Raw genomic sequence first — 25401 nt, forward strand, 5'->3', positions numbered from 1 at the left:
GAAGTCATGGGAGAGGTGATGCAGGAAGCCTTGGCTATGCGGCATGATGCTCCGGCTTCAATTCAATAACCGTGTTGCACTCAGCTCCTGCAACCGCCGGATATAAACCTACTCAACAAGACTTGAAAGAGCTAGAACAAAGAAAAGCTGACTATGAATTACAAGCTCAAAAATGGAAGGCCAAGAAAGCCGTAGAAGAGCCTAAGCCAGTCGAACCTGCCATCGTAGCACCAGCCATGCCTACACCGGTTCAAACCGCACCAGAGAAGCCTGCAGAGCCTGCAAAGCAGGTTGAACAAGAACTGGTTGGACCTGCCAGTGACGACTTGATTGACGATTTGATGAAAGAGTTCGAGCCTATCACACAGGACTCATCTACACATGAGCATCAAGAGGAACTTATCGCCGCACATGTTAAAAATGTAGAAAGTGATTTCCATATATTTATTGATGAAATGATTAATAAGCATGACAATTACAAAGAAATTGAAATATTGAAATATGTTCAAGATATTTTAGAGCAAAATGGAAATGTTATAGCTGACGCGGTTCTTTACTTTGATATTGCTGAAAAGATTGACCAGTTGGATGACGTTGAGCGTGAGATATGTTCAGCTTATGTTAAAAGATTAATTGATGATGATGGTTCAGGTGCTCCAATTGATGGAGAGTTGAAGCAGACAACCAAAAGAAAATTCAAATTGAAAATGTAAAAATAAAGCCCATCAGGGCTTTTTTTATCTACGTTAAAATGGCAGTTCTTCATCGCATAACGATAAGTCAGCAGTGATATTTTTCTCTTTCTCTTTCTCTTTCTCTTTCTCTTTCTCTTTCTCTTTCTCTTTCTCTTTTGGCTCAGTCAATGGTTTTCCTCTTCTTTTTTCAAATTCAATTTCATACCCTGCTAGCTCACGTCCATTTTTAATTGGCTTTACACTTTTCAAAAAACCAATGCTTATAAGTTGCTCATGGGCTTTCTTGATGTTTTTTAAGACCTCCTTTCTATCGTACTCCTCGGAGTTCAGTCGTTTCATTATGCTTTCAATTTTAAACTCTACTGCAGCTTCGTATTTGTTTGTGAAGTAGAACATGTAAAGCATTTTTGCATAGTCGCCACTTATTTCTTTGAATTGGTCAAGTTGAAGATTAAAAATCAAGTCCGGGTCATGCTTGTAGAAATTTTCAAAAAACTTACTGAAAGTTATCTTTATCTCCTCTCTATTTTCTTCGTTTTCTTCAACGTGGGTTAATAAATGGCATTTGTATGTTTTAGGGCCGTATGAAAATTTTAAGTAGAAATCAAGCATGTTATCAAGCGACAGCTTTAATTTCTCTATGTAAACCTTTTTGTTGCTCGGGTGAACCTTGTGGAACTTCATAAATAGATTGAGGTCGATTGTGAATGAAAGTTTTTCGGATTTTATCTTTTTTTGAAGAATGTAATAAAATACGTCAAAATCAAAGCCCACTGACAAAGGGTAAAAACGCATCTCAACATTTTTATAACCATAAAGGCTGTCAATTTTTAACTCGGTTCTTTTGCGTTCGCCATTTTTAACTGATTGAAATATTGGTAAGTGAAGGATTGACTTGGCAAACGTCATGTATGCGTCTTGTGCGTAAATCTTTTTTTTGGTTTCAAGATGGTTAAATATTAACTCCATTTAGGCTCCTTTTGTTATTCTGTTAATACTATCTAATCATAGATTTTGAGTAAGTCAATAGAATAACGGACACCTAGTATTTTAATGCTACATATAACGACCACCTTATACTTCATAGAACGACCCCCTTATCACCATATAACGCCCCCCCTATCTGCATATAACGACCCCCTCAGGCACTTGAAAATTTGCTTATTCTCAACCTAAAACAGCCCCCTTAAATACTCTTAATTACTTTTAAATACTTTTACAATCAAAATCAAAAGCCAAGCCCCGTTCGGGGCGGAAAGTCAAAAGCATCTGGGAAAGGCGAACGAAGTTCGTAGATTTGAGCAGCGAAGCGAAGCAAATCATAAAACGAAGTTTTTCCAGTGCTTTACTACCGTGTGTGTGACACTTTGAAAATTATAAACCCTTTGCCCTATCGGGTTGAACTGGGAATTAAATCAAAAGCATCTGGTAGCTTCGCTTTTAGAAAAGCAACGAAATGCTCTTAAAAAATACAGCTCACGCAAATGATGTTTTTAGAGTGGTTGAGCGGTTTACGCCACCATAATATAAATTGATTGAAATAATGAGTTTTATGGTCGTTTTCGTAAGTTGTGCTTTATTTTGAAATCGAGTGGTAGGGTTTGAAAATTTTCATTCTCGGAGGTGGCCCACCCCCACGCTCTTTGGTGAAATTAAACTGGGAGCGATTTTTAAGTGTGTCGATGATTTTTATTCGGGTGGTTAGTTGCAAAATCTAATTAAGTAAAATGTGAATAGAGTTGACCGGTAAATGTGAATAAGGTCGGACTATAAATTTATTTTTGTTTTGCTATTGACAATGTTTCTTGCCGTATTTAAGCCATTATTTGATAGTCGGAAGAATTGAAATATCAATAATTTGGCATAAAGTTATAAAAAATTTTGGAGTTTTTTTTTGAAAAAGCATTTTAATGCTTGCAGAGCGAAGATGAGATTTTTGGTCGAAAAAGAGTTGTTTTTGATTTAGCACAAATTTCACTTATAGAATTTCTATGTGCTCAATTTTTATGCTTGAACAAGTTCAACCACAAAAATCGACCTTGCCTGAGGTGCGAAGGGTTTTGGAATCGCTGAAAAGATCTTGACTTTTCTGGTTTCTTGATGATTTTTCTTGGTTGGGGGTGCTGATGAAAGCCGCATTTTCCGGGGAAAAGGGTAGAGAATGGATAGATTTTTTGGATAGAAAAAGGGGTAGAAATTTCTTTCTACCCCTTCTCTAAGTCCTTGATTTACAAGGAAAATTATGGTGCCCCGAGGGAGACTCGAACTCCCACTTCTTTCGAAAACGGATTTTGAATCCGCCGCGTCTACCAATTCCGCCATCAGGGCTCAATGGCGGCGAAGTATAGAGATGAGGTTTAGGTCGGTCAACAACTTATTGGTCTATTTTTACTAAGTCCGTTAAACTCCCCGGCCCTGCTAGACGAAACCTATCATGCGCGTTGCTGACTTTACTTTCGAACTCCCTGATTCGCTCATCGCACGCCATCCTTTGGCGGAGCGCCGTAACAGTCGCCTGCTGACCCTGGACGGGGAGAGCGGCGTACTGGCACATCGTCAATTCACTGATTTGCTTGAGCATTTACGCCCGGGCGACTTGATGGTGTTTAACAATACCCGGGTGATTCCGGCTCGCCTTTTTGGTCAAAAAGCCTCGGGCGGCAAGCTGGAAATTCTGGTTGAGCGAGTGCTCGACAGTCATCGGGTGCTGGCGCATGTGCGTTCCAGCAAGTCGCCAAAACCAGGGTCGAAAATCCTGATTGATGGCGGTGGTGAAGCCGAGATGCTGGCACGCCACGATGCGCTGTTTGAACTGGCCTTTGCTGAAGAAGTTCTGCCGCTGCTGGACCGCGTCGGGCATATGCCATTGCCGCCTTATATCGATCGCCCGGACGAAGGTTCGGACCGCGAGCGTTATCAGACGGTCTACGCGGAGCGCCTGGGTGCGGTAGCCGCACCGACGGCGGGGCTGCATTTTGATGAGCCGCTGATGCAGGCCATCGCAGCCAAGGGCGTCGAAACGGCGTTTGTGACGTTGCACGTGGGCGCTGGTACGTTCCAGCCGGTGCGGGTCGAGCGCCTCGAAGATCACCATATGCACACTGAATGGCTGGAAGTCGGCCAGGATGTGGTCGATGCCGTGGCCGCGTGCCGCGCGCGCGGCGGTCGGGTGATCGCCGTGGGCACCACCAGTGTGCGTTCGCTGGAGAGTGCGGCCCGTGATGGCGTGCTCAAGCCATTCAGTGGCGACACCGATATTTTTATCTTCCCGGGCCGACCGTTTCATGTGGTCGATGCACTGGTGACCAATTTCCATTTGCCGGAATCCACGCTGTTGATGCTGGTTTCGGCGTTCGCCGGTTATCCCGAAACCATGGCGGCCTATAAGGCTGCGGTTGAGCATGGGTACCGCTTCTTTAGTTACGGTGATGCAATGTTCATCACCCGCAATCCTGCGCCGACGGCTCCTGCCCCGGCCCCAGAGGATCAAGCATGAGCAACTGTCGTATGTCCTTCGAGCTGCTGGCCACTGATGGCAAGGCTCGTCGCGGTCGCCTGACCTTCCCCCGTGGCGTGGTTGAAACCCCGGCGTTCATGCCGGTCGGTACCTACGGTACGGTCAAGGGTATGTTGCCGCGCGATATCGTCGATACCGGCGCGCAGATGATTTTGGGCAATACCTTTCACCTGTGGCTTCGTCCTGGCACTGAAGTGATCAAGAAGCACGGCGACCTGCATGACTTCATGAAGTGGCAGGGTCCGATCCTGACGGATTCGGGTGGTTTTCAGGTGTTCAGCCTGGGGGCCATGCGCAAGATCAAGGAAGAGGGCGTGACCTTTGCTTCCCCGGTTGATGGCGCCAAGGTGTTTATGGGCCCGGAAGAGTCGATGCAGGTTCAGCGTGACCTGGGTTCCGACGTTGTGATGATTTTTGACGAATGCACCCCGTACCCGGCCGATGAAGACGTTGCGCGTATCTCTATGGAGCTGTCGTTGCGCTGGGCCCAGCGTTCGAAAAATGCCCATGGTGACAACACCGCGGCGTTGTTCGGTATCGTTCAGGGCGGCATGCACCAGGAACTGCGCAAGCGTTCGCTGGACGGTCTGGACAAGATCGGCTTCGACGGCTTGGCTATCGGCGGTTTGTCGGTGGGCGAGCCCAAGCATGAAATGATCAAGGTGCTGGATTACCTGCCGGCGATGATGCCGGCTGACAAACCTCGTTACCTTATGGGGGTTGGCAAGCCAGAAGATCTGGTTGAGGGTGTGCGCCGCGGTGTGGACATGTTCGATTGCGTGATGCCAACCCGCAATGCCCGCAATGGGCATCTGTTTATTGATACCGGTGTAATCAAGATCCGCAATGCGTTCCATCGCCATGATGATTCGTCGCTGGATCCGACCTGCGACTGCTACACCTGCCAGAACTTCTCCCGCGCTTACCTGCATCATCTGGACAAGTGCGGCGAAATGCTGGGGAGCATGCTCAATACCATCCATAATTTGCGGCACTATCAGGTGCTGATGGCTGGTTTGCGCGAGGCTATTCAACAGGGTACATTGGCCACCTTTGTCGACGCCTTCTACGCCAAGCGCGGGCTTCCTGTGCCGCCTTTGGACTGAGTTTCGGACCTTTAAGAAACAATATTGCAACTGGAGTGCTTAATGAGCTTTTTCATCTCTTCCGCTTTCGCGGACGCTGCTGCACCTGCCGCTGCTGGCCCTATGGGTGGTGGTTTTGAATGGATTTTCCTGGTCGGCTTTCTGGTCATCTTCTACCTGATGATCTGGCGTCCACAGGCCAAGCGCGCCAAAGAGCAGAAAGCCCTGTTGGGTAATCTGCAAAAAGGCGACGAAGTTGTAACTACTGGTGGTATCGCCGGCAAGATCACCAAAGTATCCGATGCTTTCGTTGTAATCGAAGTGTCTGACACTGTTGAGCTGAAAATTCAGAAAGGCTCTATTGCAGCCACGTTGCCTAAAGGCACGCTGAAAGCGATCTGAAGTTTCAACTTTTAACAATCGACGGGGCGCGCAAGGCGCCCCGCGTTTTAAGCGGGCGGCGTGATTGATGCTGAACAAATACCCTCTGTGGAAATACCTACTGATCCTGGCAGTGCTGGCGATCGGTTTTATTTATTCCGCTCCCAATTTGTACCCCGATGATCCGGCTATCCAGGTGTCGGGCGCGAGCACGGCCCTGCAGGTCACTCAGGCTGATCTGGATCGTGCAACCAAGGCGCTGGCGGATGCAGGTATTGCTGTCAAGGGCGCTTCCCTGGCCCAGAATGGCAAAGGTGGTTTGCTGCGTCTGGTCAAGAAAGACGACCAGTTGCCGGCCAAGGATGTCGTGCGCAAGGCCCTGGGCGACGACTATGTCGTAGCGCTCAACCTGGCACAGACCACGCCTCAATGGTTGCGTAGTCTGGGTGCTCACCCGATGAAACTGGGTCTGGACTTGTCGGGCGGTGTGCACTTCCTGCTGGAAGTGGACATGGACAAAGCGGTTGACGCGCGGATGAAAGTCTACGAAAGCGACGTCAAAAGCCTGTTGCGTAAAGAGAAGGTGCGTTACCGCAGCCTGCCGCAGCTTAACGGTGCCATTCAGTTGGGTTTCACTGATGAAGCCGCACGGGAGCAAGCGCGTAGCCTGATTCGCAAGAGCTTCAACGATTTTGACATTACCGCTGCAGACCTGAACGGTCAGCCGGTTCTGCGTCTGGCGATGACCCCGGCCAAGCTGGCGGAAATCCGTGAATATTCCATCAAGCAAAACCTGACAACGGTCCGTAACCGGGTCAACGAGTTGGGTGTTGCCGAGCCGCTGGTTCAGCGCCAGGGTGCAAACCGCATCGTGGTTGAGCTGCCAGGCGTACAAGACACCGCCGAAGCCAAGCGTATCCTGGGCAAGACGGCCAACCTTGAGTTTCGTCTGGCCGCTGAGCCGGGCGCTTCCAAAGCCACTTCCGAAACCTTCGAGTTCCGTGAAGGCAACCGTCCAACCGCCCAGATCGAGCGTGGCCTGATCATCACTGGCGACCAGGTTACCGACGCGCAGGCGGGCTTTGACGAGCACGGCCGTCCACAAGTGAACATCAAGCTTGATGGTCATGGTGGCGAGCTGATGAGCCGTTCCACTCGCAGCAACGTTGGCCGCAGCATGGCGGTAATCTTCATCGAGCAGAAGCCGGTGACGACTTACACCAAGAAAGTGGTTGATGGTGTCGAGAAGGACGTGCCGGTTCAGACGTTCAAGGAAGAGAAAAAAATCATCAGCCTGGCGACCATCCAGTCGCCGCTGGGCAGTCAGTTCCGGATTACCGGTCTGAACGGTCAGGGTGAGGCTTCCGAGCTTGCGCTGCTGTTGCGTGCCGGTGGTCTGGCTGCGCCAATGTACTTCGCTGAAGAGCGCACCATTGGCCCGAGCCTGGGTGCTGACAACATCACCAAGGGTATCGATGCGTCGCTGTGGGGCATGCTGTTCGTGTCGATCTTCATCATCGCCATCTACCGTTTCTTCGGTGTGATCGCGACGGTGGCGCTGGCGGGCAACATGGTCTTGCTGCTGGCGCTGATGTCGGTGCTGGGCGCAACCCTGACCCTGCCGGGTATTGCCGGTATCGTTTTGACTATGGGTATGGCGGTCGATGCCAACGTACTGATCTTCTCGCGGATTCGTGAAGAGATCGCCAATGGCATGACGGTACAGCGCGCTATCAATGAAGGTTTCAGTCGTGCCTTTACGGCGATTGTCGACTCCAACCTGACAACCCTGCTGGTCGGCGGGATTCTCTTTGCCATGGGTACCGGGCCGGTTAAAGGCTTTGCGGTGACCATGTCCCTCGGGATCTTTACCTCGATGTTCACGGCCATTATGGTGACCCGCGCAATGGTCAACCTGGTGTATGGCGGTCGGGACTTCAAGAAGTTGTGGATTTAAGGGGCTGCCATGTTACGTACAATCAACTTCATGGGCGTTCGCAACGTTGCGTTCGGCGTCACTGTAGTGCTTACCGTGCTGGCTTTGTTCAGCATGTTCCACAAGGGCATGAACTACGGTCTGGACTTTACCGGGGGTACGCTTATCGAGCTGACCTACGAGAAGCCTGCAGACCTGACCAAGGTGCGTACCGAGCTGGCTACGGCCGGTTTCCACGATGCTGTGGTGCAGAGCTTCGGTGCAACCACCGACCTGCTGGTGCGTATGCCGGGCGATGATCCGTTGCTGGGTAACAAGGTAGCGGCTGCGCTGGGTCAGGCAGACACCGCCAACCCGGCCGTCATCAAGCGCGTCGAGTTCGTGGGCCCGCAAGTGGGTGAAGAGCTGCGCGACCAGGGCGGCCTCGGCATGCTGATGGCGCTGGGCGGCATCATGCTGTACCTGGCTTTCCGCTTTCAGTGGAAGTTCGCGGTCGGTGCGATCGTGTCCCTGGTTCACGACGTGATCGTGACCATGGGCATTCTGTCCTGGTTCCAGATCACCTTCGACCTGACAGTGTTGGCGGCGGTGCTGGCGATCATCGGTTACTCGCTCAACGACACCATTGTGGTATTTGACCGGGTTCGCGAGAACTTCCGGGTGCTGCGCAAGGCCAGCCTGATCGATAACATCAACATTTCGACCACGCAAACCCTGTTGCGCACCATGGCGACGTCGATTTCCACGTTGCTGGCGATTGCGGCGCTGCTGATCTTTGGTGGCGACAATCTGTGGGGCTTCTCGATTGCGCTGTTCGTGGGTGTTCTGGCAGGTACTTACTCGTCGATCTACATCGCGAACGTTGTGCTGATCTGGCTGAACCTCAGTGCAGAGGATTTGATTCCTCCTGTGGCGAGCGAGAAGGAAGTTGACGACCGTCCATAACGGCTAGTCATCTTCGAGTGTTGCCTAAAAAGGCGCGAGTATTGAACTCGCGCCTTTTTTTGTGCTCCAAGGCTGGGAGTAGCGTGGGACTGTTCCCACTTGTGATGGTCTGGAGGTTCACGTGAACAAGTCTTTGCTGGTTGGTGCTGTCCTGGGTGCTGTCGGTGTTACTGCCGGAGGTGCTTTTGCTACCTACAGCTTGGTTAAATCCCCTGATGCTGCGCAGGTGCTGGCCGTTGTGCCGGTTAACCAGCAGGTCAAGACGCCGCGTGAGGTGTGCAAGGATGTGACCGTGACGCGACAGGCGCCGGTCAAGGATCAGCATCAGATCGTCGGCAGCGTGATTGGTGCGGTGGCGGGCGGTTTGTTGGGTAATCAGATCGGCGGCGGTACCGGCAAGAAAGTTGCCACGGTAGCTGGTGCGGTCGGTGGTGGTTACGCGGGTAACAAGGTTCAGGAAGGCATGCAGGAGCGTGATACCTACACCACGACCCAGACGCGCTGTAACACGGTCAATGACATCAGCAACAAGGTTGTCGGGTACGACGTGCGTTATTCGCTCGATGGCAAGGAGGGTAAGGTGCGTATGGATCACGAGCCGGGCAATGAAATTGCCGTGGACAAGCAGGGCAAGCTGATTCTGAATTGATGTAAGTGTGGGGGCGGGCTTGCTCGCGATGCAGGCAATGCGGTATGTCAGGCAGATCGCGGTGATGCTATCGCGAGCAAGCCCGCTCCCACACTAATTAAATACTGCCCAAAAAAAAGCACCCCGAAGGGTGCTTTTTTTTGTCTGCGGCTTTCGCTTAGCGTTTCAGCGAAGGCGGCAGGTGTGGCTGGATTGCGGTCAGTACAGCTTTGAAGCACTTGGTGTTACCGGCAACGATATGGCCTTTTTCAAGGAAGTCGTGGCTGCCGGTGAAGTCGCTGACCAGGCCGCCTGCTTCTTGAATCAGCAGTGCGCCTGCAGCCATGTCCCACTCGGACAGGCCCGACTCCCAGAATGCGTCAAAACGGCCAGCGGCAACGTAAGCCAGATCCAGGCTGGCAGCGCCGGCGCGGCGGATGCCCGCAGTCTGGCCAACCAGGCTGCGGAACATGCCCAGGTAGTTGTCCAGGTTGTCCATCTGGTTGTCGCGGAACGGGAAGCCGGTACCCAGCAGGGCGCCTTCAAGGCTGGTGCGACCGCTTACGCGCAGGCGGCGACCGTTGAGTTGGGCACCACGGCCACGGCTGGCGGTGAATTCTTCCTGGCGAACCGGGTCGAGAACCACGGCGTGCTCAAGACGGCCGCGGTATTTGCAGGCGATGCTGACGGCGAAGTGTGGAACGCCGCGCAGGAAGTTGGTGGTGCCATCCAGCGGATCGATGATCCACAGGTAGTCTTCACCTTCACCGCTGCCAGGGTGCATGCCGGTTTCTTCACCAAGGATGCCGTGTGTAGGGTAAGCCTTGCGCAAGGCGTCGATGATTTTCTGTTCAGCAGCACGATCGACTTCAGAGACGTAATCCTTGGCGTCTTTTTCGTCAACCTTGATGGTATCCAGGCGCTCGATGGAGCGGAAAATCAATTCACTGGCGCTGCGGGCGGCGCGCAGCGCGATATTCAGCATGGGCTGCATGGACGTTTCACCTAAGGTTGTTAAAGAAAGCCGAATATTCTATCAGAAAACTTTGTGAGATGAAGGTTTGCGTTAGCTTTCGTAGCTTATGGCGTTTCCCTTAGGTAAGATTTGCTCCCTTTTGCTGGTCTGTGAGCGCTTCCTTTGCTGCCTAATATTCGTGTCGTTCTGGTCAATACCAGTCATCCCGGGAACATCGGTGGTGCTGCACGTGCCATGAAAAACATGGGGTTGTCGCAGCTGGTTCTGGTGGAACCGAGGGTGTTTCCGCACCATGAGGCCGACGCGAGGGCGTCCGGGGCGGGCGACATTCTTGAAAATGCGCGAGTCGTCGCCACGCTGGAAGAAGCCCTGGTCGGCTGCAATCTGGTGTTGGGCACCAGCGCCCGTGACCGTCGTATCCCCTGGCCACTGCTGGACCCGCGCGAATGTGGGCAAAAAGTGGTTGAGGAGGCAGTGCAGGGCGCTGAAATCGCATTGGTGTTTGGTCGTGAAGACTCCGGCCTGACCAATGACGAGCTGCAGCGCTGTCATTTTCACGTGCATATCCCTTCGGATCCGGAATTCAGCTCGCTGAACCTGGGTGCGGCCGTGCAGGTGCTGAGTTATGAAATTCGCATGGCCTGGCTTGCAGCTCAGGGTCAGCCGAGCAAGATCGAGAAGGAAGAAGTGGCGTCCACTAAAAGTGGCGAGCTGGCGACCACGGATGAGCTGGAGCGCTTTTATGAGCATCTGGAGCAGACGCTGGTGGCTATCGAGTTTCTTGATCCGGAAAAGCCGCGTCACCTGATGGCGCGCCTGCGTCGACTGTACGGGCGCAGCTCTGTCAGTCGCGCAGAGATGAACATCTTGCGTGGCATTCTCACCGAAACCCAAAAAGCAGCCCGTGGCGAGCTGCTCAAGCGCAAGGATTAATGATGTTCGAGCGTCTGCGTGAAGATATCCAGAGTGTGTTTCATCGTGATCCTGCGGCGCGCAATGCTTTTGAGGTGCTGACATGCTATCCGGGGATGCATGCGATCTGGATTCACCGTTTGTCGGCGCTACTGTGGCATGCCGGCTGGAAGTGGCTGGCGCGGCTGGTGTCGAATTTCGGGCGCTGGCTGACAGGGATTGAAATTCATCCGGGGGCCAAGGTGGGGCGTCGTTTCTTTATCGATCACGGCATGGGCATTGTGATTGGTGAAACCGCTGAAATCGGCGATGACGTTACCCTGTACCAGGGCGTTACCCTGGGCGGCACTAGCTGGAACAAAGGCAAGCGCCATCCGACGCTGGAAGATGGCGTTGTCGTGGGGGCGGGCGCCAAGGTGCTCGGCCCGTTCACGGTCGGCGCTGGGGCCAAGGTCGGTTCCAATGCGGTGGTGACCAAGGCAGTGCCGGCTGGCGCGACAGTTGTCGGTATTCCGGGGCGCATCATCATCAAAAGTGATGATGAAACCGAGGCCAAGCGCAAGGCGATGGCCGAGAAGATCGGTTTTGATGCCTATGGCGTCAGTGAGGATATGCCCGACCCTGTGGCGCGCGCCATCGCTCAGTTGCTGGACCACCTGCAGGCCGTCGACGGCAAGCTCGATGGTATGTGCGGGGCGCTCAAAGATCTGGGGAGCACCTACTGTGCCAAGGACTTGCCCGAGTTGCGCGAAGAAGACTTTGCCTGCGTCAAGGGCAAGGACGAAAGCGGGGTGGTCTGATCGGGGCGTAATTTTGTGGTGCGGTTTCGCATTGAGGCTGGGCAGCCCGTGTGTCACTGCGCCGCAGACCCTGCTACAATGCGCGCGCTGTTTTGCGGGTAATCCCGACTAAAGTACTAGGTCTAATAGTTGACTTAAATAGTCGGGAATAGCATACTCGCCTCCATTCCGAATTCCGTGGTACCTGTCCATGAGACTGACTACAAAAGGCCGTTACGCCGTAACTGCAATGCTTGATTTGGCGTTGCATGCACAGCACGGGCCGGTGTCCCTGGCCGATATTTCCGAGCGCCAAGGCATCTCTCTTTCCTACCTTGAGCAACTGTTCGCCAAATTGCGCCGCAGCAGTCTGGTTTCCAGCGTGCGTGGCCCGGGTGGCGGCTATCAGCTGTCGCGCGACATGCATGGCATTCAGGTAGCTCAAGTCATTGATGCCGTGAACGAGTCAGTTGACGCAACGCGTTGCCAGGGCCTTGGCGATTGCCATGCCGGCGACACGTGCCTGACCCACCACTTGTGGTGCGATCTCAGCTTGCAAATCCACGATTTTCTCAGCGGTATCAGCTTGGCTGACCTTGTCACTCGCCGTGAGGTACAAGAAGTAGCCCAGCGTCAGGATCAGCGCCGCTGTAATGGCAAGGCGCCGCACCTGGATAAGATCGAAGCGTCCGCCGTCGATTGATTGCATAAAAACGACGGTGCGCCAGCCAGCCTGATTTAGGAGATAGTCCATGAAATTGCCAATTTACCTCGATTACTCAGCCACTACCCCGGTTGATCCGCGTGTTGCTCAAAAAATGAGCGACTGCCTGTTGGTTGACGGGAACTTCGGTAACCCGGCTTCGCGTTCTCACGTGTTTGGCTGGAAGGCTGAAGAAGCGGTCGAGAATGGTCGTCGTCAGGTTGCAGACCTGGTTAATGCCGACCCGCGTGAAATTGTCTGGACCTCCGGTGCGACCGAGGCCAACAACCTGGCAATCAAAGGTGCTGCGCATTTCTATGCCACCAAGGGCAAGCACCTGATCACCGACAAGATTGAACACAAGGCCGTCCTCGACACCATGCGTCAGCTGGAGCGCGAAGGCTTTGAAGTGACCTACATCGAGCCGGGCACAGACGGCCTGGTGACGCCAGCGATGGTTGAAGCAGCCATGCGCGACGACACCATTCTGGTTTCGATCATGCACGTGAACAACGAAATCGGCACCATCAACGATATCGCTGCCATTGGTGAGCTGACTCGCTCGCGCGGCGTGTTGTTCCATGTTGATGCGGCACAGTCCACCGGCAAGGTCGAGATTGACCTGGCCAAGCTGAAAGTCGACATGATGTCGTTCTCGGCTCACAAAACCTACGGCCCTAAAGGCATTGGCGCGCTCTACGTGAGCCGCAAGCCTCGCGTACGTATCGAAGCAGCCATGCACGGCGGCGGTCACGAGCGCGGCATGCGTTCGGGCACCTTGGCTACCCACCAGATCGTGGGCATGGGCGAAGCGTTCCAGATTGCCAAAGAAGAGATGGCGGCGGAAAATATCCGTATCAAAGCGTTGAGCGATCGCTTCTTCAAGCAGGTTGAACACCTTGAAGAGCTGTACGTAAACGGCAGCATGACTGCACGCGTTCCGCACAACCTGAACCTGAGCTTCAACTACGTTGAAGGCGAGTCGCTGATCATGGCGCTCAAGGATCTGGCAGTGTCGTCCGGTTCGGCCTGTACCTCCGCTTCCCTTGAGCCGTCCTACGTTTTGCGCGCCCTGGGCCGCAATGACGAATTGGCACACAGCTCGATCCGCTTCACCTTCGGCCGTTTCACCACCGAAGAAGAAATCGATTACGCCGCGCAGAAGGTTTGCGAGGCTGTTACCAAGCTGCGCGCCTTGTCGCCGCTGTGGGACATGTACAAAGACGGCATCGACATTTCGAAAATCGAATGGGCGGCGCACTAACAATTTAAGTCGCCGTAAGTAGACGCTGTAAGCGTAGCGAACAGCAGCTTTTACAGCGTCTCAAGAGCGACTCTCTGATGAGTGAGGATTAGTACCATGGCTTACAGCGAAAAGGTCATTGACCACTACGAGAACCCGCGCAACGTCGGCAAGATGGACGCGGAAGACCCAGACGTAGGCACCGGCATGGTCGGTGCTCCGGCGTGCGGCGACGTGATGCGTTTGCAGATCAAGGTTAACGAGCAGGGCATCATCGAAGATGCCAAGTTCAAGACCTACGGTTGTGGTTCGGCAATTGCTTCCAGCTCCCTGGCAACCGAGTGGATGAAAGGCAAGACTCTGGATGAAGCAGAGACCATCAAGAACACTCAGCTGGCAGAAGAACTGGCCTTGCCGCCGGTAAAAATTCACTGCTCGGTACTCGCTGAAGACGCCATCAAGGCTGCTGTTCGCGATTACAAGCAGAAGAAAGGTTTGATCTGATCTTCGACCCCGTGCCAGCAACGGCATGAGCGTGGTGAAGATACTGGCGATATGTAAGGAGTCCTGATGGCTATCAGCATGACAGAAGCGGCGGCTCGGCATATTCGTCGTTCCCTTGATGGGCGCGGCAAAGGTGAGGGGATTCGTCTGGGTGTTCGCACCACGGGCTGTTCCGGTCTTGCCTATGTGCTTGAGTTTGTTGACGAGGTTGGCAGCGACGATCAAGTCTTTGAGAGTCATGGCGAAAAAGTGATCATCGATCCTAAAAGCCTGACTTATCTGGACGGGACCGAGCTCGATTTCGCCAAGGAAGGGTTGAACGAAGGTTTCAAGTTCAACAACCCCAACGTGCGCGGTGAATGTGGCTGCGGCGAAAGCTTCAACATCTGAGGCTATTCGTGGGTACTCCTTGTCATTTCGCACTATTTGAACTGCAGCCGGGCTTTTCGCTCGACCTCGAGCAGTTGGCTACGCGCTACCGAGAGTTGGCGCGTGGTGTTCATCCAGACCGGTTTGCTGATGCTTCCGAGCGTGAGCAGCGGCTGGCGCTAGAGCAATCCGCCAACCTCAATGAGGCCTACCAGACGCTCAAGAGCCCACCCAAGCGCGCGCGTTACTTGCTTGCGATGAATGGGCGTGAGATGCCGCTGGAAGTGACGGTGCATGATCCCGAGTTTCTGATGCAGCAGATGCAATGGCGCGAAGAACTTGAAGATTTGCAGGACAGCGCCGATATGGCAGGTATTGCAGCCTTCAAGCGTCGGCTTAAAGTCGCTCAGGATCAATTGAACGACAGCTTCGCTGCTTGCTGGGATGATGCTGCGCAACGTGAACAGGCCGAACGCCTGATGCGGCGCATGCAGTTCCTCGACAAGCTCACTTACGAAGTGCGCCAGTTAGAAGAGCGCCTCGACGATTAACCCCGTGCTGCCCTGGTTGCACGCCTGATTACAGATAAGCCCTGATTACGATGGCCCTACTGCAGATCGCCGAACCCGGCCAAAGTCCTCAACCGCACCAGCGACGTCTGGCTGTGGGGATCGACTTGGGCACTACCAATTCGCTGGTTGCTGCATTGCGCAGCGGTCTTTCCGAGCCTCTGGCTGATGCTGAAGGCAAGGTCATTTTACCGTCTGCGGTGCGTTATCACGCCGATCGCATCGAGGTGGGTGAGTCTGCTCGTCTGGCGGCTTCCAGTGATCCTTTCAATACCGTGTTGTCGGTCAAGCGCTTGATGGGTCGTGGTCTGTCCGACGTCAAGCAATTGGGCGAGCAGCTGCCTTACCGCTTTGTTGGCGGTGAGTCGCATATGCCGTTTATCGACACCGTGCAGGGCCCTAAAAGCCCGGTAGAGGTGTCGGCTGATATTTTGAAGGTATTGCGCGAACGTGCCGAGAAGGCCCTGGGCGGCGAATTGGTGGGGGCGGTGATTACCGTTCCGGCCTATTTCGATGATGCTCAGCGTCAGGCCACCAAGGATGCTGCGCGCCTTGCCGGGCTCAATGTGTTGCGTCTGCTTAATGAGCCAACGGCAGCTGCCGTGGCCTATGGCCTGGATCAGCACGCCGAAGGCGTGGTTGCTATCTATGACCTGGGTGGCGGTACGTTCGATATCTCGATCCTGCGTTTGACCGGTGGTGTGTTTGAAGTCCTGGCGACCGGCGGCGATACCGCGCTGGGTGGTGATGACTTTGACCATGCGATTGCGAGCTGGATTGTCGAGCAGGCGGGCTTGTCCGCTGATCTTGATCCGGGCACTCAGCGCGAACTGCTGCAAATTGCCTGTACGGCCAAAGAAGCTCTGACGAGCTCGTCTTCTGTATCGGTTGCCTTTGGCGACTGGCATGCAGAGCTGACCCGTGACGCCTTTGATGCCCTTATCGAGCCAATGGTTGCGCGCAGCCTCAAGGCTTGCCGTCGTGCGGTGCGCGACTCCAACGTTGAGCTGGAAGAAGTCCAGGCAGTGGTGATGGTTGGTGGGTCTACCCGAGTACCTCGCGTGCGCGAAGCTGTAGCCCAGATGTTCGGCCGTCAGCCACTGACCGATATTGACCCGGATCAAGTGGTCGCCATTGGCGCGGCGATCCAGGCTGATACCCTGGCGGGCAACAAGCGTGACGGTGGCGAACTGCTCCTGCTTGACGTTATTCCGTTGTCGCTGGGTCTTGAGACCATGGGCGGGCTGATGGAAAAGGTCATCCCGCGCAACACCACGATTCCGGTGGCGCGTGCTCAGGACTTCACCACTTATAAAGACGGTCAGACGGCCATGATGATTCATGTGCTGCAAGGCGAGCGCGAGCTGATCAGCGATTGCCGTTCCCTTGCACGCTTTGAATTGCGCGGTATCCCGCCGATGGTGGCCGGTGCTGCGAAGATTCGCGTGACCTTCCAGGTCGATGCCGATGGTTTGCTGAGTGTGTCGGCTCGCGAACTGGGATCAGGCGTTGAAGCCAATATCCAGGTCAAGCCGTCCTACGGTCTGACCGACGGCGAAATTGCCAAAATGCTCAAGGATTCGTTCCAGTACGCCAGTGACGACAAGGTCGCCCGCGTATTGCGTGAGCAGCAGGTGGATGCCCAGCGCCTGATCGAGGCCGTGCAAGCGGCCCTTGAGGTCGATGGTGAGCGTCTGCTGGACGCTGAAGAACGCATGGTTATTGAGCTGCAAATGCAGGAATTGTCCGAATTGTTAAAAGGCACCGATGGTTATGCCATCGAGCAGCAGACCAAGCGTCTGTCGCAAGTGACTGATGCCTTTGCTGCCCGTCGCATGGACTTGACCGTCAAGGCCGCCCTGGCGGGTCGCAACCTGAATGAAATCGAGGAATAACTGATGCCGCAGATCATTTTTCTGCCACACGCCGAGCATTGCCCGGACGGTATGGTTGTAGAGGCTGAGACCGGCAAGACCATTCTCGAAGTGGCCCACGATAATCACATCGAAATCGAAAGTGCCTGCGGCGGTGTTTGCGCCTGCACCACGTGTCACTGCGTGATTCGCGAGGGATTTGACTCGCTGAACGAAGCTGACGAGCTGGAAGAGGACTATCTTGATAGAGCATGGGGTCTGGAAGCCACTTCGCGCCTGAGCTGTCAGGCCCGCGTCGGCACCGAAGACATCACCGTCGAGATTCCGAAATACTCACTCAACCATGCTGCCGAAGCGCCGCACTGATAAGGAGTTGTCATGAGCCTTAAATGGGTTGATGTGCAGGAAATCGCCATACAACTGGCTGAAGCTCACCCGGATATCGATCCGCTGTCGGTGAATTTCGTCACGCTACGCAATCTGGTCATGGCGCTGCCTGAGTTCGATGACATCCCTGATCGCGGCGGAGAGAAGGTTCTCGAGGCCATCCAGGGGTTGTGGATCGAAGAAGCCGACTAAGCTTGTAATCGACGTAATTATGAAATACCCAAGAACCCGCGTATAATTCGCGGGTTTAATTTTTCGCTTAAATCACTGTTTCTGGAGTTACACCATGGCTGTTCAACGCACTTTCTCCATCATCAAGCCTGACGCTGTTGCAAAAAACGTTATCGGCGAGATCACCACTCGTTTTGAAAAAGCCGGCCTGAAGGTTGTAGCTTCCAAACTGAAGCAACTGTCCAAAGCTGAAGCTGAAGGCTTCTACGCTGAGCACAGCGCTCGTGGCTTCTTCGGCGACCTGGTTGCTTTCATGATCTCCGGTCCAGTTGTTGTTCAGGTTCTGGAAGGCGAAAACGCTATCGCTCTGAACCGCGAACTGATGGGCGCTACTAACCCTAAAGAAGCAGCTGCTGGCACTATCCGTGCTGATTTCGCTGAATCCATCGACGCTAACGCTGTTCACGGTTCCGACTCTGAAGCAGCAGCTGCTCGTGAAATCTCGTACTTTTTCGCAGCTACTGAAGTAACCACTCGCTAAGTATTGGCTCGTGAGTGAGGGTGAAGACATGATTGCAACGACTGGCAAAACAAACCTGTTGGGTCTGACTCAACCGGAGATGGAGAAATTCTTCGACTCAATCGGGGAGAAGCGTTTCCGTGCCGGTCAGGTCATGAAGTGGATTCACCACTTTGGCGTCGATGATTTCGACGCCATGACAAACGTCAGCAAGGCCTTGCGCGACAAGCTCAAGGCCATTGCTGAAGTTCGTGGGCCTGAAGTCGTCAGCGAGGACATCTCAACCGATGGCACCCGTAAGTGGGTGGTTCGTGTCGAGTCCGGCAGCTGCGTCGAGACCGTTTATATCCCCTCGGGCAAGCGTGGCACCTTGTGCGTTTCGTCCCAGGCAGGCTGTGCCCTGGACTGCAGTTTCTGCTCCACCGGCAAGCAAGGCTTCAATAGCAACCTCACCGCCGCCGAAGTGATTGGCCAGGTGTGGATTGCCAACAAATCCTTTGGTAGCGTCCCGGCAACCATCGACCGTGCCATCACCAACGTGGTGATGATGGGCATGGGCGAGCCGCTGCTCAACTTCGACAACGTTATCGCCGCCATGCATCTGATGATGGATGATTTGGGCTATGGCATCTCCAAACGCCGGGTGACCCTGTCTACCTCGGGCGTGGTGCCGATGATCGATGAGCTGGCAAAGCACATCGACGTCTCTCTGGCGTTGTCGCTGCATGCACCCAATGACGAATTGCGCAGTCAATTGGTGCCGATCAACAAGAAGTACCCGCTCAAAATGCTGCTTGAGTCCTGCCGTCGCTATATGTCGACCCTGGGCGAAAAGCGTGTGCTGACCGTTGAGTACACCATGCTCAAGGACGTGAACGACCATGTTGATCACGCCCGCGAAATGATCGAGCTGTTAAAAGACACACCGTGCAAGATCAACCTGATCCCGTTCAACCCGTTCCCGCATTCGGGCTATGAGCGTCCAAGCAATAACGCCATCCGCCGTTTCCAGGAGCTGTTGCAGCAAGCTGGCTACAACGTGACCGTGCGTACCACCCGCGGTGAGGACATTGACGCCGCTTGCGGTCAGCTGGTTGGCCAGGTAGATGATCGGACGCGCCGCAGTTCGCGTCTTATAGCGGCACGTGAACTCAGTGCCGACGCCGAATCAGCGCAAAACGCTGCCTCTGCGCCCTGAGAGAGGACATCCATGATCCTGCGCGCCGCGCTTTCTGTCGTGTTGGTCAGCCTTCTGGCTGGCTGTGTGTCATCGGGCGATTCAAGCTCGATGACTACCGACAAAGGGCGTAACGAGGCGCGTCAGGCATATGTTCAGCTGGGTCTGGGTTATCTCCAGCAGGGGATGACCGAGCAAGCCAAGGTTCCATTGCGCAAAGCCCTCGAACTCGACAAGTCTGACCCGGACACCAACGCCGCACTGGCCTTGGTGTTTCAGTCCGAAATGGAGTCCGGGTTGGCGGAGCAGGCGTTTCGCACCGCGCTTGACGGGCGGCCTGATGATGCCCGTATCCTCAACAATTACGGCAGTTTCCTGTTTGAGCAGCAGCGCTATCAGGAAGCCAGTGCCCAGTTTCAAAAAGCGGCGGCAGACACCCTTTACCCGGAACGTTCCCGGGTTTACGAGAATCTGGGGATAACCTCGCTCAAGCTCGGCCAGCGTGATGCCGGCCGTGCGCAGCTCGAAAAAGCCCTGCGCCTGAACCGTCAGCAGCCCCGAGCGTTGCTCGAAATGGCTGAGTTGTCTTACGAAGACAGGCATTATGTGCCTGCACGTGACTATTACGATCGTTTTAGCCTGCTTAGCGGGCAAAATGCACGTAGTCTATTGCTCGGTGCGCGACTGGCGAATGTTTTCGAGGAGCGCACCGCAACTGCCAACCATGGCCAGCAACTAAAACGACTCTATCCCGGCACGCCGGAATATCAGCAATACCTGTCGGAGCAATGATGAAAGCGGCGCAACCCGAAGTTCTAGCAGCGACTCGTGTCAATCCCGGTGAGACCTTGCGTCAGGCCCGTGAGAACAATGGATGGACGTTGGCTGAAGTCGCCCTGAAACTCAATCTTACGGTCAGCTCCCTGAGCAACCTTGAGACGGGGGCGTTCGATAAGCTGCCAGGGCATACCTTCGCCCGTGGCTATATCCGGGCCTATGCCAAATTGCTTGGCATGGACCAGGCCAGCCTGGTCCGTGAGTTCGACTTGTACACCGGCACTGATGCCAACGGCAGCAATGTGCACAGCCTGGGCCGCATAGAAGAGCCGGTTCGGGTGTCCCATACCATTTTGCGTATTGTCAGCCTGTTGCTGCTGATCGCCGTGGTCGGTGGCGGTTTTATCTGGTGGCAGGACCAGACGTCCATGCGGGCCAAGGACCTGGTCGGTCTGACGCCTGAGCACGTCGAAGTTGAAGGCGCTGACGGCACAACCCGGATCCACCCGATCGACGAACCGGAAGACCAGGCCGTGGCCGAAGCCAGGGCTGAAGGTGACGCAGCGGCAGTTGAGCCTGCTGCCGAACCGGCCGGGACGACTACGCTGGAACTGCCTGCAACTGCACCCGGCGCTACTGTGGTGCCAGCTGCAGCCCCTGTGGCTCAACCGGCTCCGGCTGTTGTTGCACCAGCCGCTGCGATTGTTGCGCCGGCTGCCACACCTGCCGCCGCCACTGCGGCACCGGTCGCCGGTGCGGGTAAAGTGAGCGTGCAGTACACCGCTGATTGCTGGACTCAGGTCACCGACGGCACGGGTAAAGTGCTGTTTGGTGGGCTCAAGCGCAAAGGCGAAAATCTAGAAGTGAGCGGCAAGCCTCCACTGACCCTGCGCCTGGGCTATGCCCGCGGTGCGCAGGTGGCCTACAACGGTCAGGTAGTGGATGTGGCTCCTTTCACCAGTGGCGAAACTGCTCGCCTGAAGTTGGGTCAATAAGTCATGCACGGCGAATCACCAATCAAACGTCGCGAATCGCGCAAAATCTGGGTCGGTAATGTGCCGGTAGGTGGCGATGCCCCTATCGCTGTGCAGAGCATGACCAACAGTGACACCAATGATGTCGCTGCAACCGTTGCCCAAATCAATCGGCTGGAAGCTGCGGGCGTCGATATCGTGCGGATTTCCGTCCCGGATATGGACGCGGCAGAAGCGTTTGGTCGTATCAAGCAGCTGGTCAAGGTGCCATTGGTTGCTGATATTCACTTCGACTACAAGATCGCCCTGCGCGTTGCAGAGCTGGGTGTGGACTGCCTGCGCATCAACCCGGGTAACATCGGTCGTGAAGACCGTGTGCGCGCGGTGGTCGATGCAGCGCGTGATCGAGGTATTCCGATCCGTATCGGCGTTAACGCCGGCTCGCTCGAAAAAGACCTGCAAAAGAAGTATGGCGAACCGACGCCTGCTGCTCTGGTCGAGTCGGCCCTGCGCCATGTTGAGCACCTTGAACGTCTGAACTTCAAGGATTTCAAGGTCAGCGTGAAAGCATCCGACGTGTTTATGGCCGTTGAGGCCTACCGTCTGCTGGCCAAGGAAATCGTCCAGCCGCTGCACCTGGGCATTACAGAAGCGGGTGGTTTGCGTTCAGGCACAGTGAAATCTGCCGTTGGCCTAGGTATGCTGCTTGCCGACGGGATTGGCGATACTATTCGCATCTCTTTGGCCGCAGACCCGGTAGAGGAAGTAAAAGTCGGTTACGACATCCTCAAGTCCCTGCATCTGCGTTCGCGAGGCATCAACTTTATCGCGTGCCCAAGCTGCTCCCGGCAGAATTTCGATGTGGTGAAAACCATGAACGAACTTGAAGTTCGGCTTGAAGACCTGCTGGTACCGCTGGATGTAGCGGTGATCGGTTGTGTGGTCAATGGTCCTGGCGAAGCCAAGGAAGCCCATGTGGGGCTCACCGGTGGTACGCCCAACCTGATTTACATCGACGGCAAACCGTCGCACAAATTGACGAATGAAAACCTGGTGGATCATCTCGAAAAGTTGATTCGGCAGAAGGCGGCCGAAAAGGTCGAAGCTGACGCAGCAGTTATCGCGCGCGGCTAACCAGACGAATAAAGGATTTTTTGTGAGCAAGTCTTTGCAAGCCATTCGTGGCATGAACGACATCCTGCCTGAGCAGACGCCCCTGTGGCGCTACTTTGAAAGCAAGGTTTCGCGGTTGCTGGATAACTACGGTTACAAGCAGATCCGCATGCCTATCGTCGAGTTCACCGAGCTGTTCAAACGCTCGATCGGCGAAGTGACCGATATCGTCGAAAAAGAGATGTACACCTTCGAAGACCGCAACGGCGATTCGCTGACGCTGCGTCCTGAAGGCACTGCGGCGTGTGTGCGTGCCGTACTCGAACACGGCATCACTGGCGGTGGCCAGGTTCAAAAACTGTGGTACATCGGCCCGATGTTCCGCCACGAGCGCCCGCAAAAAGGCCGTTATCGTCAGTTCAATCAGATCGGTGTCGAGGTGTTCAACCTCGATGGTCCGGACATCGATGCAGAACTGATCGTGCTGACCTGGCGCCTGTGGGGCGAGCTGGGCATCCGTGATGCGGTCAAGCTCGAACTCAACAGCCTCGGCACCAGCGAAGCTCGTGCGCGCTACCGTGCTGCTCTGGTCGAGTACTTGTCCTCGCGTCTGAGTGAACTTGACGAAGACAGCCAGCGTCGCCTCAAATCCAACCCGCTGCGGGTACTCGACACCAAAAATGCCGATACCCAGGCTGTTCTGGTCGATGCGCCGAAGCTGGTGGATTACCTGGACGAAGAATCCCGTGTGCACTTCGAGGGCCTCAAGGCTCGCCTGGATGCTGCCGGTATTCCGTACACGATCAATCCCAAGCTGGTTCGCGGGCTCGATTACTACAGCAAGACCGTATTTGAATGGGTCACCGACAAACTGGGCTCCCAGGGCACCGTATGTGCCGGCGGTCGTTATGACGGTCTGGTCGAACAAATGGGCGGCAAGCCCACCTCGGGCGTTGGTTTCGCCATGGGTATCGAGCGTCTGATCCTGATGCTCGAAACCCTTGAGCAGATCCCTGAAGAAATCGCGCGTCAGGTCGATGTTTACCTGTGTGCTTTCGGTGAGGCCGCTGAACTGGCTGCTCTGGCTTTGAGTGAACGTGTTCGCGATCAGCTACCGAACTTGCGCTTGCAGATCAATGCGGGCGCAGGCAGTTTCAAAAGCCAGTTCAAAAAGGCTGACAAGAGCGGCGCACTGTATGCGCTGATCCTGGGTGAGGACGAATTGGCCCAGCAAGTGGTAGGTGTCAAACCCCTGCGTGGCCAGGGCGAACAAGAAACGATTGCCTGGGATGCTCTAGCCGAGCACTTGGCCACCTGCGTTGTGCAGGGTTGAAGCTGTAAAACAGCCGATTTAGCGAATAAGGAGTGTTGGGGTGTCGAGTAACGAAGATGATCAGCTGGGCGAGTTGAAAGACTGGTGGCAGCGCAACGGCAAACCCCTGCTCACTGGCGGCTTGTTGGCGCTGGTGGTGGTGTTCGGTTGGCAGGCTTGGCACAAATATCAGAGCAATCAGTCGCAAGGTGCGTCGATGCTCTACCAACAATTGCTTGAAACCACGCTTACCCCTGACGGTCAGCCTGATACTGCCCGTGTGGCCGATCTGGCCAACAAGCTGAAAAGCGAGTACGCAGGTTCTGCCTACGCGCAATTTGGCGGTCTGTTTGTGGCCAAGGTGGCTGTGGACAACGGCAAGCTGGATGACGCAGCCACCGAGCTGCAAGTCATAGTTGCAAAGCCTGCCAACCTCACTCTGGGTGAAGTGGCACGTCAGCGTCTGGCTCAGGTGCTTGCAGCACAGGGCAAGCTGGATGATGCACTGAAGCTGCTTGAAGGCGATTCGGACAAGGCATTCCTGGCCAGCCGTGAAGAGCTCAAAGGCGACTTGCTGGTACAGAAGGGTCGTACCGAGGACGCACGTGCAGCCTACGAAAAAGCCAAGGCGGCATTGTCGGATGAGGCAGCGGTAGGTGGGTTGCAAATCAAGCTCGATGACCTGGCCAAAGGGGATGCGTGACGTGATGCGTTGGAAACATGCAGCATTGCTGGCTCTGGTCGTTTTGGCCGCGGGTTGCAGCAGCAACAGCAAAAAAGAACTGCCACCGGCCGAGCTGACAGACTTCAAAGAAGAAGTCGTTCTGCAAAAGCAGTGGAGTCGCTCGATTGGTGACGGCCAGGGTAAAACCTACAACATGCTGGTTCCGGCTGTTGAAGGTAGCCATATCTACGCCGCTGACGTAACGGGTGTAGTAATGTCTCTGGACCGCATGGACGGCGACGTTCAGTGGAAAAAAGACCTCGAGTTGCCTGTTTCCGGCGCGGTAGGCCTGGGCTATGGCCTGGTCCTGCTCGGCACGCTGCAAGGTGACGTGGTGGCCCTGGATTCCAGCACCGGTGAAGAAAAATGGCGTTCTCGCGTTAACAGCGAAGTGCTGGCACCCCCTGCGACCAATGGCGATATCGTCGTGGTTCAGACCCAGGACGATCGTCTGATCGGTCTGGATGCTGATACCGGCAATCAGCGTTGGGCATATGACAGCACGCCGGGTGTATTGACCCTGCGTGGTACAGGTGCACCGCTGGTGACCAATCACCTGGCAATTGCGGGTCTTTCGACCGGTAAAGTGGTTGCCCTCGATACGCGTAACGGCGTACCTGTGTGGGAGCAACGAGTTGCTATCCCTCAAGGCCGTTCCGAGCTTGAGCGTATTGTCGATATCGACGGTGGCCTGCTGATGTCTGGCGGTACGCTGTATGTCGCCAGCTACCAGGGCCGCATGGCGGCGCTTGAAATGGAAAGTGGTCGCGTGCTCTGGCAGCGCGATGCTTCCAGCTATTCAGGTGTCGCTCAAGGTTTTGGCAGCGTCTACGTCAGCCTGGCGTCGGGCACTGTAGAAGGCGTTGACGAACGCTCGACCACCTCGCTGTGGAGCAATGACGCTCTGGCTCGCCGTCAACTGTCGGCTCCGGAAGTCTTCTCCAGCTATGTGGCTGTCGGTGACATGGAAGGCTATCTGCACCTGCTAAGCCAGGTCGATGGTCGTTTCGTGGGCCGTACCCGCATTGACAGTGATGGCCTTCGGGCGCGTCCGCTGGTGGTCGGTGACATGATTTACGTGTTTGGTAACAGCGGCAAACTGGAAGCCCTGACCATTCGCTAAGGCGTCT

Annotated in this window: 27 protein-coding genes and 1 tRNA gene; 25 read left to right on the forward strand and 3 right to left on the reverse strand. The window is 54.9% G+C overall.

Features of this window, described 5'->3' with window-relative positions:
- The first annotated feature begins 71 nt into the window (after nucleotides 1-71).
- Nucleotides 72-713 carry a hypothetical protein gene (locus ACZRMS_RS20255; protein WP_463996778.1) on the forward strand — a complete coding sequence of 214 codons (642 nt, stop codon included), beginning with the start codon at nucleotides 72-74 and terminating at the stop codon, nucleotides 711-713.
- A gap of 33 nt (nucleotides 714-746) precedes the next feature.
- Here ACZRMS_RS20255 and ACZRMS_RS20260 read toward each other — a convergent pair whose 3' ends face one another.
- Both ACZRMS_RS20260 and ACZRMS_RS20265 read right to left on the reverse strand, forming a co-directional pair.
- Nucleotides 747-1664: a hypothetical protein gene (locus tag ACZRMS_RS20260; RefSeq protein ID WP_463996779.1), complete on the reverse strand. Its 918-nt coding sequence runs from the start codon at nucleotides 1662-1664 to the stop codon at nucleotides 747-749.
- 1274 nt (nucleotides 1665-2938) lie between these two features.
- Nucleotides 2939-3023 (reverse strand) — tRNA-Leu (locus tag ACZRMS_RS20265).
- A gap of 106 nt (nucleotides 3024-3129) precedes the next feature.
- On the opposite strand from ACZRMS_RS20265, the gene queA reads away from it, so the two are divergent.
- From queA to ACZRMS_RS20295, 6 genes are all read left to right on the forward strand, one after another.
- The gene (gene queA, locus ACZRMS_RS20270) at nucleotides 3130-4191 is read left to right on the forward strand and encodes a tRNA preQ1(34) S-adenosylmethionine ribosyltransferase-isomerase QueA (RefSeq protein WP_463996780.1); all 1062 of its coding nucleotides are present in this window, start codon (nucleotides 3130-3132) and stop codon (nucleotides 4189-4191) included.
- Between the two features lie 11 nt (nucleotides 4192-4202).
- The gene (tgt, locus tag ACZRMS_RS20275; protein WP_261742376.1) at nucleotides 4203-5318 is read left to right on the forward strand and encodes a tRNA guanosine(34) transglycosylase Tgt; all 1116 of its coding nucleotides are present in this window, start codon (nucleotides 4203-4205) and stop codon (nucleotides 5316-5318) included.
- A gap of 42 nt (nucleotides 5319-5360) precedes the next feature.
- Nucleotides 5361-5699 carry a preprotein translocase subunit YajC gene (yajC, locus tag ACZRMS_RS20280; RefSeq protein ID WP_048359121.1) on the forward strand — a complete coding sequence of 113 codons (339 nt, stop codon included), beginning with the start codon at nucleotides 5361-5363 and terminating at the stop codon, nucleotides 5697-5699.
- A 67-nt stretch (nucleotides 5700-5766) separates the two neighbouring features.
- Nucleotides 5767-7635: a protein translocase subunit SecD gene (gene secD / locus ACZRMS_RS20285; RefSeq protein ID WP_463996781.1), complete on the forward strand. Its 1869-nt coding sequence runs from the start codon at nucleotides 5767-5769 to the stop codon at nucleotides 7633-7635.
- Nucleotides 7636-7644: 9 nt separating this feature from the next.
- Nucleotides 7645-8559 (forward strand): protein translocase subunit SecF, encoded by a 915-nt coding sequence (secF, locus tag ACZRMS_RS20290; RefSeq protein ID WP_463996782.1) that lies wholly within the window; start codon nucleotides 7645-7647, stop codon nucleotides 8557-8559.
- Between the two features lie 121 nt (nucleotides 8560-8680).
- On the forward strand, nucleotides 8681-9208 hold the full coding sequence (locus ACZRMS_RS20295; protein WP_463996783.1) for a glycine zipper 2TM domain-containing protein: 528 nt from the start codon (nucleotides 8681-8683) through the stop codon (nucleotides 9206-9208).
- Between the two features lie 157 nt (nucleotides 9209-9365).
- Here the strand turns inward: ACZRMS_RS20295 and suhB are convergent, their stop codons facing one another.
- Nucleotides 9366-10181 (reverse strand): type III secretion system regulator SuhB, encoded by an 816-nt coding sequence (gene suhB, locus ACZRMS_RS20300; RefSeq protein WP_048359117.1) that lies wholly within the window; start codon nucleotides 10179-10181, stop codon nucleotides 9366-9368.
- 144 nt (nucleotides 10182-10325) lie between these two features.
- Between suhB and trmJ the strand changes: the two genes are divergently transcribed.
- From trmJ to bamB, 18 genes are all read left to right on the forward strand, one after another.
- On the forward strand, nucleotides 10326-11096 hold the full coding sequence (trmJ, locus tag ACZRMS_RS20305) for a tRNA (cytosine(32)/uridine(32)-2'-O)-methyltransferase TrmJ (RefSeq protein WP_463996784.1): 771 nt from the start codon (nucleotides 10326-10328) through the stop codon (nucleotides 11094-11096).
- A 2-nt stretch (nucleotides 11097-11098) separates the two neighbouring features.
- Nucleotides 11099-11875: a serine O-acetyltransferase gene (gene cysE / locus ACZRMS_RS20310; protein ID WP_463996785.1), complete on the forward strand. Its 777-nt coding sequence runs from the start codon at nucleotides 11099-11101 to the stop codon at nucleotides 11873-11875.
- Nucleotides 11876-12065: 190 nt separating this feature from the next.
- On the forward strand, nucleotides 12066-12557 hold the full coding sequence (gene iscR, locus ACZRMS_RS20315) for a Fe-S cluster assembly transcriptional regulator IscR (RefSeq protein WP_048359114.1): 492 nt from the start codon (nucleotides 12066-12068) through the stop codon (nucleotides 12555-12557).
- A gap of 49 nt (nucleotides 12558-12606) precedes the next feature.
- Complete coding sequence (locus ACZRMS_RS20320) at nucleotides 12607-13821, forward strand: IscS subfamily cysteine desulfurase (protein WP_048359113.1); 1215 nt, start codon at nucleotides 12607-12609, stop codon at nucleotides 13819-13821.
- 96 nt (nucleotides 13822-13917) lie between these two features.
- Complete coding sequence (gene iscU, locus ACZRMS_RS20325) at nucleotides 13918-14304, forward strand: Fe-S cluster assembly scaffold IscU (protein ID WP_003443374.1); 387 nt, start codon at nucleotides 13918-13920, stop codon at nucleotides 14302-14304.
- 66 nt (nucleotides 14305-14370) lie between these two features.
- Nucleotides 14371-14694 (forward strand): iron-sulfur cluster assembly protein IscA, encoded by a 324-nt coding sequence (gene iscA / locus ACZRMS_RS20330; protein WP_048359112.1) that lies wholly within the window; start codon nucleotides 14371-14373, stop codon nucleotides 14692-14694.
- Between the two features lie 8 nt (nucleotides 14695-14702).
- The gene (gene hscB, locus ACZRMS_RS20335) at nucleotides 14703-15224 is read left to right on the forward strand and encodes a co-chaperone HscB (RefSeq protein ID WP_261742377.1); all 522 of its coding nucleotides are present in this window, start codon (nucleotides 14703-14705) and stop codon (nucleotides 15222-15224) included.
- Nucleotides 15225-15274: 50 nt separating this feature from the next.
- Nucleotides 15275-17137, forward strand: coding sequence for a Fe-S protein assembly chaperone HscA (gene hscA / locus ACZRMS_RS20340; protein ID WP_463996786.1), 1863 nt, complete (start codon nucleotides 15275-15277; stop codon nucleotides 17135-17137).
- A gap of 3 nt (nucleotides 17138-17140) precedes the next feature.
- Nucleotides 17141-17482, forward strand: a complete 342-nt coding sequence (gene fdx / locus ACZRMS_RS20345; protein ID WP_003443365.1) for an ISC system 2Fe-2S type ferredoxin — start codon at nucleotides 17141-17143, stop codon at nucleotides 17480-17482.
- A gap of 12 nt (nucleotides 17483-17494) precedes the next feature.
- A complete protein-coding gene (iscX, locus tag ACZRMS_RS20350) occupies nucleotides 17495-17695 on the forward strand; it encodes a Fe-S cluster assembly protein IscX (RefSeq protein ID WP_048359109.1) in 201 nt (66 codons plus the stop codon).
- A gap of 94 nt (nucleotides 17696-17789) precedes the next feature.
- On the forward strand, nucleotides 17790-18215 hold the full coding sequence (gene ndk, locus ACZRMS_RS20355) for a nucleoside-diphosphate kinase (protein ID WP_003443361.1): 426 nt from the start codon (nucleotides 17790-17792) through the stop codon (nucleotides 18213-18215).
- Between the two features lie 28 nt (nucleotides 18216-18243).
- Complete coding sequence (gene rlmN / locus ACZRMS_RS20360; protein WP_463996787.1) at nucleotides 18244-19392, forward strand: dual-specificity RNA methyltransferase RlmN; 1149 nt, start codon at nucleotides 18244-18246, stop codon at nucleotides 19390-19392.
- A gap of 12 nt (nucleotides 19393-19404) precedes the next feature.
- Entirely contained in the window at nucleotides 19405-20163 is a 759-nt protein-coding gene (pilW, locus tag ACZRMS_RS20365; protein WP_463996788.1) for a type IV pilus biogenesis/stability protein PilW, read from the forward strand.
- Nucleotides 20163-21143: a RodZ domain-containing protein gene (locus ACZRMS_RS20370; protein WP_463996789.1), complete on the forward strand. Its 981-nt coding sequence runs from the start codon at nucleotides 20163-20165 to the stop codon at nucleotides 21141-21143. The genes pilW and ACZRMS_RS20370 overlap by 1 nt, the downstream gene beginning before the upstream one ends.
- A 3-nt stretch (nucleotides 21144-21146) precedes the next feature.
- On the forward strand, nucleotides 21147-22256 hold the full coding sequence (gene ispG / locus ACZRMS_RS20375; RefSeq protein WP_463996790.1) for a flavodoxin-dependent (E)-4-hydroxy-3-methylbut-2-enyl-diphosphate synthase: 1110 nt from the start codon (nucleotides 21147-21149) through the stop codon (nucleotides 22254-22256).
- A gap of 22 nt (nucleotides 22257-22278) precedes the next feature.
- On the forward strand, nucleotides 22279-23568 hold the full coding sequence (gene hisS, locus ACZRMS_RS20380) for a histidine--tRNA ligase (RefSeq protein ID WP_463996791.1): 1290 nt from the start codon (nucleotides 22279-22281) through the stop codon (nucleotides 23566-23568).
- A 40-nt stretch (nucleotides 23569-23608) separates the two neighbouring features.
- Entirely contained in the window at nucleotides 23609-24250 is a 642-nt protein-coding gene (locus tag ACZRMS_RS20385) for a tetratricopeptide repeat protein (RefSeq protein WP_463996792.1), read from the forward strand.
- Nucleotides 24243-25394: an outer membrane protein assembly factor BamB gene (bamB, locus tag ACZRMS_RS20390; protein WP_463996840.1), complete on the forward strand. Its 1152-nt coding sequence runs from the start codon at nucleotides 24243-24245 to the stop codon at nucleotides 25392-25394. The genes ACZRMS_RS20385 and bamB overlap by 8 nt, the downstream gene beginning before the upstream one ends.
- The last annotated feature ends 7 nt before the right edge of the window (nucleotides 25395-25401 follow it).

The organism is Pseudomonas sp. B424 (genome assembly GCF_055408345.1).